At 42.7% G+C, this 12,033-nt stretch carries 11 protein-coding genes; 6 read left to right on the plus strand and 5 right to left on the minus strand.

All coding sequences use genetic code 11. The features are described from left to right. Nucleotides 1-232 precede the first annotated feature (232 nt). From BK582_RS20525 to BK582_RS20540, 4 genes are all read left to right on the plus strand, one after another. On the plus strand, nt 233-1,252 hold the full coding sequence (locus BK582_RS20525) for an FUSC family protein (RefSeq protein ID WP_078596817.1): 1,020 nt from the start codon (nt 233-235) through the stop codon (nt 1,250-1,252). A gap of 445 nt (nt 1,253-1,697) precedes the next feature. After that, nucleotides 1,698-2,801, plus strand: coding sequence for a phosphotransferase enzyme family protein (locus BK582_RS20530; RefSeq protein ID WP_218190744.1), 1,104 nt, complete (start codon nt 1,698-1,700; stop codon nt 2,799-2,801). A gap of 134 nt (nt 2,802-2,935) precedes the next feature. After that, on the plus strand, nt 2,936-3,904 hold the full coding sequence (gene rarD / locus BK582_RS20535; RefSeq protein ID WP_078596819.1) for an EamA family transporter RarD: 969 nt from the start codon (nt 2,936-2,938) through the stop codon (nt 3,902-3,904). Between the two features lie 192 nt (nt 3,905-4,096). Further along, nucleotides 4,097-4,414 carry a hypothetical protein gene (locus tag BK582_RS20540; RefSeq protein ID WP_218190745.1) on the plus strand — a complete coding sequence of 106 codons (318 nt, stop codon included), beginning with the start codon at nt 4,097-4,099 and terminating at the stop codon, nt 4,412-4,414. A gap of 44 nt (nt 4,415-4,458) precedes the next feature. Here BK582_RS20540 and BK582_RS20545 read toward each other — a convergent pair whose 3' ends face one another. Both BK582_RS20545 and BK582_RS27705 read right to left on the minus strand, forming a co-directional pair. Continuing rightward, entirely contained in the window at nt 4,459-5,130 is a 672-nt protein-coding gene (locus tag BK582_RS20545) for a TVP38/TMEM64 family protein (protein WP_078596821.1), read from the minus strand. Between the two features lie 37 nt (nt 5,131-5,167). Further along, nucleotides 5,168-5,413, minus strand: a complete 246-nt coding sequence (locus BK582_RS27705) for a hypothetical protein (protein WP_078596822.1) — start codon at nt 5,411-5,413, stop codon at nt 5,168-5,170. 120 nt (nt 5,414-5,533) lie between these two features. Here BK582_RS27705 and BK582_RS20555 point away from each other — a divergent pair, with 120 nt between their 5' ends. Both BK582_RS20555 and BK582_RS20560 read left to right on the plus strand, forming a co-directional pair. Further along, nucleotides 5,534-5,662 (plus strand): YjcZ family sporulation protein, encoded by a 129-nt coding sequence (locus tag BK582_RS20555; RefSeq protein WP_078596823.1) that lies wholly within the window; start codon nt 5,534-5,536, stop codon nt 5,660-5,662. A 132-nt stretch (nt 5,663-5,794) separates the two neighbouring features. After that, complete coding sequence (locus BK582_RS20560; protein ID WP_218190746.1) at nt 5,795-6,355, plus strand: HD domain-containing protein; 561 nt, start codon at nt 5,795-5,797, stop codon at nt 6,353-6,355. Between the two features lie 634 nt (nt 6,356-6,989). Here the strand turns inward: BK582_RS20560 and odhB are convergent. The 3 genes from odhB to BK582_RS20575 form a co-directional block, all read right to left on the minus strand. Further along, entirely contained in the window at nt 6,990-8,264 is a 1,275-nt protein-coding gene (gene odhB, locus BK582_RS20565) for a 2-oxoglutarate dehydrogenase complex dihydrolipoyllysine-residue succinyltransferase (RefSeq protein ID WP_078596825.1), read from the minus strand. After that, nucleotides 8,261-11,116, minus strand: coding sequence for a 2-oxoglutarate dehydrogenase E1 component (locus tag BK582_RS20570; RefSeq protein ID WP_078596826.1), 2,856 nt, complete (start codon nt 11,114-11,116; stop codon nt 8,261-8,263). Before BK582_RS20570 ends, odhB begins: the two co-directional genes overlap by 4 nt. 260 nt (nt 11,117-11,376) lie before the next feature. Further along, the gene (locus tag BK582_RS20575) at nt 11,377-12,030 is read right to left on the minus strand and encodes an SOS response-associated peptidase (protein ID WP_078596827.1); all 654 of its coding nucleotides are present in this window, start codon (nt 12,028-12,030) and stop codon (nt 11,377-11,379) included. Nucleotides 12,031-12,033: the final 3 nt, after the last annotated feature.

Here is a 12,033-nt window from a genome sequence, read left to right on the forward strand (position 1 = left end):
AAAGTAAAAATTGTGCTGATTAAATAAGCAAAGACAGAAATAAGAGAACAAATGTTTCCAGTTCCTATTATAACTTATTTTACTTTAGAGATGTAGTTTAAGAGAATGGTATACTTTTAGTAGAAAAGAGCCTTATATTAACAAAACACAGGTTAACAGTCCTTCTTGAAGTTGCCGGCAAATACGATGATTAACATAACAGATGAAGTAATATGGAACCAGGTGATAAATTATGCTGCTCCTTAAGAACTTTACAAACAAATGGATTGGGCACCGGGTGCTGAAAACCGGAGTGGCGGTTTTCCTCACGGCCGCTGTTTGCAATGCACTCGGGTTTCCAGCTGTATTTGCAGTTATTACAGCAATTGTTACACTCGAGCCCACCGCTTCCGATTCTATAAAAAAGGGGCTGGTCCGTTTTCCTGCCTCAGCGATCGGGGCAGCGCTGGCCGTCTTTTTTGTATCTGTGCTCGGCCCTTCGCCGCTGACATTTGCCCTGGCGGCAACACTTACTATCTATATTTGCCAGAAACTTCGCCTGGAACAAGGAACACTCGTAGCTGCACTTACCTCAGTTGCGATGATACCAGACGTGCATGACCATTTTTTTCTTGCATTTCTCACGAGGCTGGGTACAACAACGATTGGCCTTACTGTATCTACACTGATAAATCTTCTGCTTCTTCCTCCGGATTATACTGGGACTGCCTCAGAAAGGATGAAGATTCATAAACGGGATCTTGCCGATTTGCTAACAAAAACAGTAAATCAATTTATTGACGAAGAACACTTTCAGCACAGCGAATCACATAAGAAAGACTACAGTAAATTAAGAAAAAATATTGACAGGTCAGAAGAACTGATTATTTTTCAGAAAAAAGAGTGGAAGTACCACCGTTTTCGTTACAGTGATTACCGGAATCTCGCAGATCTGGAAAAACAGCTCCATATTCTGCAGAGGGCTGTTCTCCACCTTGGGAATCTCCAGTATGTACATGTGGATGCTAAAGCTGGTTTTAACGATTATGAAAAAAAGTTATTGAGTAAATCAGCTGGTTACATGGCTTATTATTTCGGAAATCTGGAAGGAGACTTTTCAGATAGCTACTATCATACTATTAATGAGGTCGATCAATATTTGAAATATGACTTTACTGCAGGGCAGAAAAAAAGCGGGGACTATTTCCATCACTTCCATGCCAAAACTGTCATATTCTATGAACTGCTTTCCATCCATGATACGCTCGAATAATTACATCAGCAACACAGCAAAAATTTAAAAAGAAAAGGAAATTGGGCCCGGGACGGGGAAATTTAACTTATTATACATTTGAGTGATTTCATATATAGACTTTGCATAAAAAAGTCGGAAACATTATGTTTCGATTGCAGCGTAAGACGGCGACTGTCTCTTCCTTTGCTCCTGCGGTTACTCGTCGCAAAAGAGACCTGCTCCTGCGGTTACTCGTCGCAAAAAGAGTTTTGCCAGCTTAGCTCCGTAGAATATCCGTCGAGACAACTTGAGGCATTTGCGGTGAAGAAGATGCTCGTTCCTGCGGGAAAAGCATGAGAAGCTGAAAATCCATTTTTGACGGTGTTCAGCCGTCAAAAATTAGTTGAAGCCGTGCCCGCAGAACGCGTCCGTCTGTAGCGCAAATTGAACAACAAAGTAACATTTTAAGATAATGTTTGTATTAATGATGAAAATCTTGAATTATGAAATTGATTCATTTAATGAAGGGACAGTGGAGCTGATGAAAAAAGAAGCGAAAAAATATTTTACCGATGAGATACTTCATAAAGGTGCCGAATTATTTTCAGCAGATAAGACATCTTTAACTGAACTTGCAGGTTTCGAGAATTTCATTTACGGAGTTCACAACAATATTAATCAGGAAGCTATATTAAGATTCTGCCACTCAAGTCACCGTTCAGGAGAGCAAATAGAAGCTGAGCTGGACTGGCTTCGTTATTTAGAAAGTGAAGGTGCAGCAGTTTGCGCTCCCCTTCCCTCCAGGAACGGCAGACTTATGGAGGAGATTAAAACCGGTGGTACATCTTTCTTTGTCAGTATGTTTGAAAAAGCTCGAGGCCAGGCAGTGAAAATCCCGGAAAACAGAAATAATCTTAATCTCTTCTTCGATTGGGGCAAGGCCGTGGGCGAGCTTCACAGGCTGACAGGTAAATATAAGCCATCACCTTCCCTCCCGGCTCTGAGAGAAGATTATATGGAAATGTCCAGCAAAATGTTTGCAGATTTTATGCCACAAGACCCTGATGTGAGAAATAAAACGTACGAGTTAATCAGCAGGATTTCTGCGTTGCCTAAAACCGAGAACGTCTATGGCCTCACTCACACTGATCTTCATTCAGGTAATTTTTTCTATGATTACAGCCGGCTCTGGATTTTCGACTTTGACGATTGCGCCTATCATTATTTCATTCACGACCTGGCAATGCCATTATATTATTCTGTCTGGATGTTTGAGGGGACAACAGAAGAACGCAATTCATTCAGTGAACAATTTCTCACCGAATTTCTGAAAGGTTATTTACCGGAAAACTATCTCCCTCTCGAAGAAATAGAAAAAATTTCTTTGTTTCTGAGGCTGAGGGACTGTGATTTATACGGAATTCTCCACCATGAATGGGAACCAGAAGATCTTACTGAACAAAGAAAAAAAGTCTTACAGAATATCAGGGAGCGGATTGTAAATGAGTCTCCCGTCGTTAACCTTCCATATGATAAAATATATAATCATGCAATGGAAGAGCGGGGAAAAAGGATGCCATCAGGCTGACCAGCATAAGCTGGAAGGCCTGTTCTTTTTTCGTGAATAATTAACTTTTCCAGTAACTTACTGAAAGAGTGTATGCAGAATATCCGGAGAAGGAAATTGATAGCTTCCTATTATAGCAGAATGGAGAATGCAGGATGAACAACGAAAATAACGTTTTAAAATTGGGGATACTTTCCGGGGCAGGAGCTTACATTTTATGGGGTCTCCTTCCGTTATACTGGAAGTTGCTGGACCATGTTCCTTCGGAAGAAGTTCTGGCGCACAGAATTATCTGGTCCCTTATATTCGTTTCCCTGTTGCTGTTACTTACTGGCAAAGGGAAAGGTTTCGTAAAAGAATGGAAGATAATACTTAAACAGCCCCGGCTGATTGCTGGAGTGACTGCCGCAGCTGTTTTAATTACAGGCAACTGGTATATTTATATATGGTCAGTAGCAAATGAACGTGTTGTAGAAGCAAGTCTTGGCTACTATATAAATCCCCTGGTGAGTGTGCTGCTCGGCGTTATTTTTCTCAAAGAGCGTCTCCTCAAAATCCAATGGATCTCTGTCATAATGGCTGGTATAGCAGTCACAATACTGACAGCATCATCAGGAGCTTTCCCGTATGTCGCCTTAGGGCTGGCATTCAGTTTCGGCCTGTACGGATTAACGAAAAAAATTGTACAGGTTGGTGCACTAAACGGGGTGGCCCTTGAAACACTGATAATGATTCCTCTGGCAGCCGGCTTTCTGCTCTTTCAGCACGGTTTATCACCTGATATGTTTTATGCAGGGGATACAGCCACTTTCTTGCTTTTAGCGGGGGCAGGAGCAGCAACCGCTGTTCCACTTCTGTTATTCGGCGCCGGGGCTAAAAGGATTCCTCTTTCACTTATGGGGTTCCTGCAGTACGTTGCACCTACAATGATGCTTCTGCTGGGAATCTTTCTGTATGGAGAAACCTTTACCGCTGTTCATCTTGCTGCCTATTCAATAATCTGGATTGCTCTGATCATGTTTACAGCGAGCCGCTGGATATCATACAGGAAAACAAAGTACGGTAAAAAGCCGGTTATTACCGGAGAAGAAAAAACTGCTGTAACAGCAGCCAAAACACATTAGTTACAGGATAAAGTGAACCTTCAATCAGTGGGGGTTTTGTTCATCCCCCACTGATTGTTAGTTGAACCAATCGGGATGTTAGCGTCCGTTATCTCCCACCTAAACATCTTCGCTTCCACTCATGTTTTGAGGTGGGAGTTTTACGGACGATTTCATCGGGATAAAACAATGTCTCAGAGAAAGGAGCTGACTATGGAAAATAAAGACTATATTGTATTTTCCTTACTATTACTTGGAGGAACGTCATATTTGTTTTACTCTGCAGAAGCGGTCCGGCAATATCCTTTTTTTATGGCTGTTACCTTTTCAGTGGTAGTGAGTATAGCAGCTTTTTTTATCTTTCTCCCGAAACTCAGGCGGGAATGGTTCTACCCGCTCATAATTGTAAATGGAGGACTCTCTGCCGCCCTGCCAATAGTACAGGGGATGAGCTGGATATGGTTCTCCCTTCTGTACCTTATCCTTCTCTCCTTTCTTATGATTGGCTATTCACTTTATAAGAAAAAATAAACGAGCCGGCAAACTAACTGCCAGCTCGTTTATTATTTTGACGATTAAAGCTGTTCGTCTGGCAAAAGGTCAATTGGGACATTTTTCTTTTCCATGCGTTTTCTTATTATGACTGGTACTGTAAATGCAATAATAAACATGAGTGCTGTAAGTAGAATCAGTGGCCACTCCAGATCAGCGAAGGTAGCTCCGAGGAGATTAAAAGCAAGGGTTCCAGGTATAATTCCCACCATCGTAGCACCGATATATTTACTGAATCGTACCCGGGAAAGCCCTGATAAATAACTTACAAAGTCAAAATTTATAACCGGGATCAGCCTAAGCGCCAGGATATAGAAAAAACCGTTTTTTTCTATCCTCCGCTGAATCTTTTCCCCTTTTCCTTTCCAGTTCCGCTGTACCACAGACTTTCCTGCTTTTCTGACAGCAAGAAACGATAGTGCTGCGCCTGATAAAGATCCAATATATGTTACAATCGGCCCCAGGACCGGTCCGAATGACAGACCCCCTGCTATAGCGAGGATGGAGGCAGGAAATAAAACAAAAGGCCGGAGAGCAAATATTAATATAAATACAAAGGGAGCCCACCAGCCAAGGGAAAGCATTCTTTCCTGAATTTCTTCCGGATGTAATCTCAGGTAGGACTGATTTATCCAGAGAAGCAGCAATATTATCGCTGTAAATAGTGCGAGTTTGATTAATAATTTCTTCGGCATAAAATGGAGGCTCCTTTTTTACATATATATTATTATATTACCTGATCATACGCTCCTTAAGCTTGTTTTCTTTATCCAGATATTTTTTTATATATTTACTATTCTTCTTTACATGTATTTTTTCGAAATGCTCTGTTAACTCTATTGTTGATTTTTGCTTCTGCGCCGCTTTAGTTTGCTCGTCCCAGGTAAAAAACGCTAAAGGATATTCCGTTTCCCGGGCATTGCTCGAAAGAGTGCCGCTATGCGCTGATAGGACGATTTGTTGCGAAGAATATTCCAATGTAGTTATCCATCTATCAACTTTTCAATCAATTCTCATTGATGCTAGTTCTATAACTATACAAGCTCCTCTCTATTACATATTCTGTATTAACCCTTTATCGAAAGGGGGTGGCTACAGATGAGTTATTACTACGGTCACAGCTACGGACACTGTTATCCTGTGACACGAGGCACAGGAGGCTTTGCACTCGTGCTGGTCCTGTTCATCCTGCTTGTTATTATCGGAGCAGCAGTAGTAAGATTCTAAATGGCTTTTCCAGCTTCCCTTCTTTTTAAAGCGCCTTTGCACCAGGCGCTTTTTTTCTTTTTACTATGCTATGTTATCATAATTGAGTATACTGGCCGTTTTTAAATAAAGGAGGTGGATTATTTGGACTTTATGCTGATCCATAAAGCAGTTGCTTTTGCATCAGAAGCACATGCTGGACAAGTCAGAAAAACTTCAGATTTACCTTATGTCACCCACCCTGTTACTGCTGCACTTTACGCTCAGCCCTTCGTGACAGAAACAGACTTCTCTCCTGAGATGAAAACAAATATAATTTGTGCTGTTATACTCCACGATGTATGGGAAGACACAGAAATTGAATTGACTGAGATAGAACACCAATTTGGAATCAACATAACTGAGCTTGTCAGGGGGGCCTCCGAAGCAAATAAACAGAAAAGCTGGACTGAGAGAAAAGCAGAAACGATTAACAAGGCCGGCAAAGCTTCTCTTGCAGTGAAATATGTTATTTGTGCTGATAAGCTTCATAATCTTATATCAATGGAAGAGAGCATACAAACTCTCGGGGAAGACATATGGGGGTCTTTCAAACAAGGCAGAGATAAACAAAAGTGGTATTATGAAAGCCTTTATGAGGCGCTGGTTGAGAATACTGACGAACCTCCTCTATTTCTGGCAGTAAAAAAGCAGATTGAGACAGTTTTTTTATAATTAATCCGGCTTAACTGGGTTTAGAGGTAAGAATTTACTGCACTCGTTCCTCTGATTGCATGGGAACATTCTATCCAGGAGGGGGATTCATCCCTTGACTGCAGGCTCTGCACCAAAAGGATTACCTGAATAAGGGGGACTCATCAATTGATTGGAGGGCCTCCCCTGGAATAAATAGGCGGAAAAATTCCGGTTAATTCGTAATTTTAAACAAAGCACGCTTAAATAGCCGGAGAGTTTCCGCCTATTACCTCAAAAAAGTCTAAAATACCAGATTTTAATTTGGATAGCCGGAAAACCTCCCCTTACTTCTCCCCGAAACGTCTCTAACCTTCATATAAGCGGAAAATCTCCGTTTATTATATGCTGATTCCATAAGTTTGCGGAATTAATAGTACAGCAGCGACCGGTATTTTAACGCTCACCATCTTCGCTTCACCTTATGTTTTGCATCGGGAAATTTGCGTAAAGTTACCTCGGAATATATAAAGTTCTAAACTCCCTGCCTAATAAAGAAACTCGCCAATGGGCATTGGCGAGTTTCACTTATTCTAATAAGACCGTTTTTAAGCGAAGCTGCTTAAGAAAGAACCCACTGGTTTCTAAATGGTAATCTTTTTATACGCGTCTATTATTAACCTTCCAGCAATAAAGACTCAGGGTCTTCTATTAATTCTTTCACTTTAACCAGGAATCCAACTGCGTCTTTTCCGTCAATTACACGATGGTCGTATGACAGAGCAATATACATCATTGGACGATTTTCAAAACGCTCATTGTCGATTGCAACAGGGCGCATCTGAACAGTATGCATTCCAAGGATACCTACCTGTGGAGTATTCAGGATAGGAGTTGAGAACAGGGAGCCAAATACTCCTCCATTTGTGATAGTAAACGTTCCGCCCTGCAAGTCGTTTAAGCCGAGCTTTTTATCGTGTGCTTTTTTAGCCAGGTTGCCAATCTCACGTTCAATACCTGCGAAGTCCAGCCTGTCTGCATCCCTAAGTACCGGAACCACAAGACCTTCTTCGGTGGACACAGCCACACCAATATCATAGAACTTCTTCAGTACGAGTTCGTCACCTTGTATCTCTGCGTTTACGTAAGGATACTGTTTTAACGCCCCTACTACCGCTTTAGTGAAGAATGACATAAATCCAAGCTTAACTCCATTCTTATCGAGGAACTTATCTTTTCTTCGTTTACGAAGATCCATTAAGTTTGTCATGTCCACTTCGTTGAACGTTGTCAGCATTGCTGCTGTTTGCTGCGCTTCAACAAGGCGTTTGGCGATTGTCTGGCGGCGGCGTGACATGCGGATTCTTTCAACTGGTTTTGCCGGATCATCTTTAGGAGCATCTGACTGTTGCGTCTTTTGCTTTTCCTGTTTAGGTTCAGCTTTTTTCTGCTGGCCTGCTTCATGCTCCATGACGTCCTCTTTCCTGACTCTTCCTAGCGGATCTCTTGATGAAATTTCGTTCAGATCAATTCCTTTTTCTCTCGCAAGCTTACGTGCAGCCGGAGAAGCGATTGGACGGGATTGCTGTCCGGAAGTTTCTTTCTGCTGTTCTTCTCCAGCTTCACTTCCAGTCTCCTGGGCCTCTGCAGATGTTTCACCTTTATCTGCAGGTTTTTCTCCTGCTGAACCGGAAGCAGCCTGACCGCTCTCTTCACCAGAAGCATCTATTTTTGCGATCACATCGCCTACTTTTACAGTATCTCCCGCTTCTGCAAGGGTTTCCTTCAGTACACCAGATTCATCGGCTGAGATTTCCACATTTACTTTATCTGTTTCAAGCTCTACGAGGTCTTCCCCTTTTTCCACGTAGTCACCTGGCTGCTTAAGCCATTCTGCTACCGTACCTTCTGTAACGGATTCTGCTAATTCAGGAACTTTTATTTCTATCATTTCCCGTCTCTCCCTTCACTGTTTCGAGTCAGAGCTTCATTTATAATGCGTTGCTGTTCTTTTTTATGTGTTTTAGGATCCCCTTCAGCAGTACTTGAGCGGCGGCGGCGGCCAATATACCTCAATGGCAGTTCATCGCCTCCGATATCACGGAGATAAGGAAGGGCGTAATGCCATGGCCCCATGTTTCTCGGCTCCTCCTGAACCCAGAACCACTCTTCCACATTTAGGTATTCCTGTTTAATTTTTTGTACTTGTTCTGTAGGGAACGGATATAGTTCTTCCACACGTGCTATATGGAGCCAGTCAGGGTTTCCGTATTCTTCAAGTGATTCTTCAAGGTCAACAGCTATTTTTCCTGAGCAGAACACAATACGTTTTACTTTCTCTTTTTCTTCTCCCAGGCCAGGCTGCATTACTACAGGCTGGAACTTACCTTCTGATAAATCGGATACGGAAGAAGCAACTCTTTCATTTCTAAGCAGGCTCTTCGGTGTCATAATAACAAGCGGCCTCACTTCATCTTTTCCAAGTAACTCTGCCTGTCGTCTGAGAATATGGAAGTACTGACCTGCCTTCGTTAAGTTGGCAACATGCCAGTTATTCTCAGCAGCCAGCTGGAGGAACCTTTCCACACGTCCGCTGGAATGCTCAGGACCCTGTCCTTCATACCCGTGAGGAAGAAGGAGAACAAGACCTGACTTCTGGCCCCATTTTGCTCTTCCTGCGGAAATAAACTGGTCAAACATCACCTGCGCTCCGTTAGAGAAATCCCCATATTGTGCTTCCCAGATAGTGAGAGTTTCAGGAGCATGTACATTATAACCGTATTCGAAGCCGACACAGGCCATCTCTGAAAGCGGGCTGTTAAACACCGCGAATGACGCTTTAGCGGAAGGCATTGTATGCAATGGCGAATATATTTTGTCTGTTTCGTGGTCATGGAGCACTATATGCCTTTGTGAGAACGTTCCTCTTTCCGTATCCTGCCCTGTCATCCGGATAGGCGTACCGTCATTGATAATACTTGCAAGGGACAGCGTCTCAGCAAGTGCCCAGTCGATTTTGCCCCCTTCATCAAAAGCATGAAGCCTTCTCTTAAGTATTTTCTCAAGTTTAGGAAATACGTTGAACTCCTCTGGGAATTCCAGTAACTCCTTATTTATTCTGGCAAGTACGTCAGAATCCACCTTTGTTTCAATACCTCCAAGTGTGTTTCGTACATACTCAGGAGGCTGCATTTCATCGTCAATTTCAGACTTCTTCTTTTTCTTTACTTCTTCAAACTGCCCTTCCAGATCCTTCAGAAAGGCTTGTCTTCGTTCATCAATCTCATTGCTGCTGATGATATTTTCCTCAACAAGCCGCTGTCCATATAAATTGTAAACTGTTGGATGCTTTTTGATTTTCTTATAAAGTTTCGGCTGTGTCGCTAAAGGCTCGTCCATTTCATTATGGCCGAATCTGCGGTAACCGATCAGGTCGATAACGATATCCTTTCTGAACTTCCTTCTGTATAAATAAGCCAGGTGAGCCGCAGCCACACATGCTTCCGGATCATCTGCATTTACGTGGATAACTGGCACTTCGTATCCTTTTGCCAGGTCACTGGCATATGTCGTAGACCTGGAATCTGAGCTCGTCGTTGTAAAACCGATCATATTATTGGCAATGAGGTGGACAGTTCCGCCAGTTGCATATCCTCTCAGTTTACTAAGGTTAAGTGTTTCGGCAACTACTCCCTGTCCCGGGAACGCAGCGTCTCCATGGATAAGAACTGCCATAGCTTTTCTCTGGTCCTGTTTAGGGTATCCAGGCTCTCTCCGATCGTCCTGTGCTGCTCTTGCGAAACCTTCAACAACCGGATTAACGAATTCCAGATGACTTGGGTTATTAGCCAGTGTAACTGTCGCCTGAGCAGTTTCCCCTTTAATTTCACGATCAGCACCCAGATGATATTTCACGTCCCCAGTCCAGCCATAGTTAATGCCGATTGAACCTTCCGACGGAACGAGTTCCTTGTTTGGCGCATCATGGAATTCGGAAAAGATCGCTTCATATGGTTTGCCAAGTACATGAGCAAGGACATTCAGGCGTCCTCTGTGCGCCATACCGATCATAATATTTTCCATGCCGTCCTGGCAGGATTCTCTCACAAGATCATCGAGCAGCGGCACCATAGCATCAAGTCCTTCAATGGAAAAGCGCTTCTGCCCTACAAATGTTTTATGCAGAAAGTGTTCAAAGCCTTCCACCTTGTTCAGACGCTCCAGTATCTCTTTTTTCGTCTCTGAAGTAAAATCAGGCTTGTATTCTCCCGATTCTACCATTTTCAGAAGCCAGTAGCGTTCTTCTATATCGTGCACCTGATTGAATTCAAATGCCATTGTACTTGTATAAACTTTTCTCAGATGCTTAATTGCATCTAAACCATTTTTCACGTGGGCAGGTGCGTGAGGGGCGAGAAGTTTCGCAGGCAGGCTTCTCAACGCATCTTCGGTGAGATCATAGTCTTCATATTCAAACGATTCGTCACCTCTGTCTTTTTCAAGAGGAGATATTTCCGCTAACAGATGACCATTTCTGCGGATAGCTTCCGCTAGTTTAATCGCATTAGCAGCACTGAAAATACTATCTTCGGAAAAACCGGAAGCGGGAGAATATGATGATGACTCTCCTGATTTATCTTCTGATACCGAAGGAGCTCCCCATTTTTCGAAAAAGATACTCAGCTCTTCACTGACCGACTCAGGATTTTCCTTATAATCCTCGTATAACTCAAGCATATAACCCAGGTTTGGCCCGTAAAACTGGCTCCACCCCTGGTCAAAACGAATTCCACTGTTACTCATTGCCTGTAACCCTCCATTGTCCTCTTTTGAACACGAAATAGTTTTTTCTTAATTATCACTATGTAAACAGTTTAAACGCTTCCATAGATATTTTATCACTATAGGAATTTTTACTCAAAAGAAATTCATCAATTTTTTAAAATTTTCTATCCAAATATTTATATTCCCTGTTTTTTTGCCGGCAATCGTGAAATTTACATGCTTCTTTGTAAATAATACTCTTGTTTTTCCGATCCTGGTTTTTTAATTTTAATACCACTTTACATTGCCTGAATACAGGACGGGGAATTATTTCGCGGATTATTCACCTCTTCTGCCACAGGGTACGCTGTCATCAGCTCCGATGGAAAAGGATCGAAAAAGTGACTCGCCTCTCTGCTGGCAACCCATTCCTGCCACTTGTCTTCCTGAAGAATAACCGGCATCCTGTCATGCAGTGAGTTCATTAATTTATTTGGCCTCGTGGTAAGTATGGTACAGGTGGTGAGCAACTTCCCATCATCACTTTTCCACCGGTCCCACAGACCGGCAAACAGGACAGGGGCATTATTCGCCATCTTAATATAATATGGCTGCTTCCCCTCTCCCTCCTGCTTCCATTCATAAAATCCATCCGCTGGAATCACACATCTCCTTTTTTCTACAAGATGTTTGAACGCGGGTTTTTCATGAACTGTTTCTGACCGTGCATTAATCATTTTGTAACGTGAAGAAGGAGCAGCACTCCAGGATGGAATGAGCCCCCACTTTATTAAACCGCCTCTGTAGCTTATTTTCCCCTTAACCACAGCGAATACAAACTGGCCAGGTGCTATATTATAGCGGGCTTCCATCTGAAAGTCTTCTTTGTTTTCCAGATTAAAATAGCCAGCGAGAAAGTCAGGATCTGCATACAGTGTAAAACGTCCGCACATTTC

It is taken from the genome of Evansella clarkii (assembly GCF_002019695.1).
Classification (GTDB): Bacteria; Bacillota; Bacilli; order Bacillales; family Salisediminibacteriaceae; genus Evansella; species Evansella clarkii.

Excerpts from the sequence above, each read along its gene's own strand:
- BK582_RS20525 (WP_078596817.1), top strand. The coding sequence starts at position 233 with ATGCTGCTCCTTAAGAACTTTACAAACAAATGGATTGGGCACCGGGTG.
- BK582_RS20530 (WP_218190744.1), top strand. The coding sequence starts at position 1,698 with ATGATGAAAATCTTGAATTATGAAATTGATTCATTTAATGAAGGGACA.
- rarD (WP_078596819.1), top strand. The coding sequence starts at position 2,936 with ATGAACAACGAAAATAACGTTTTAAAATTGGGGATACTTTCCGGGGCA.
- BK582_RS20540 (WP_218190745.1), top strand. The coding sequence starts at position 4,097 with ATGGAAAATAAAGACTATATTGTATTTTCCTTACTATTACTTGGAGGA.
- BK582_RS20545 (WP_078596821.1), bottom strand. The coding sequence starts at position 5,130 with ATGCCGAAGAAATTATTAATCAAACTCGCACTATTTACAGCGATAATA.
- BK582_RS20555 (WP_078596823.1), top strand. The coding sequence starts at position 5,534 with ATGAGTTATTACTACGGTCACAGCTACGGACACTGTTATCCTGTGACA.
- BK582_RS20560 (WP_218190746.1), top strand. The coding sequence starts at position 5,795 with ATGCTGATCCATAAAGCAGTTGCTTTTGCATCAGAAGCACATGCTGGA.
- odhB (WP_078596825.1), bottom strand. The coding sequence starts at position 8,264 with ATGATAGAAATAAAAGTTCCTGAATTAGCAGAATCCGTTACAGAAGGT.
- BK582_RS20570 (WP_078596826.1), bottom strand. The coding sequence starts at position 11,116 with ATGAGTAACAGTGGAATTCGTTTTGACCAGGGGTGGAGCCAGTTTTAC.
- BK582_RS20575 (WP_078596827.1), bottom strand. The coding sequence starts at position 12,030 with ATGTGCGGACGTTTTACACTGTATGCAGATCCTGACTTTCTCGCTGGC.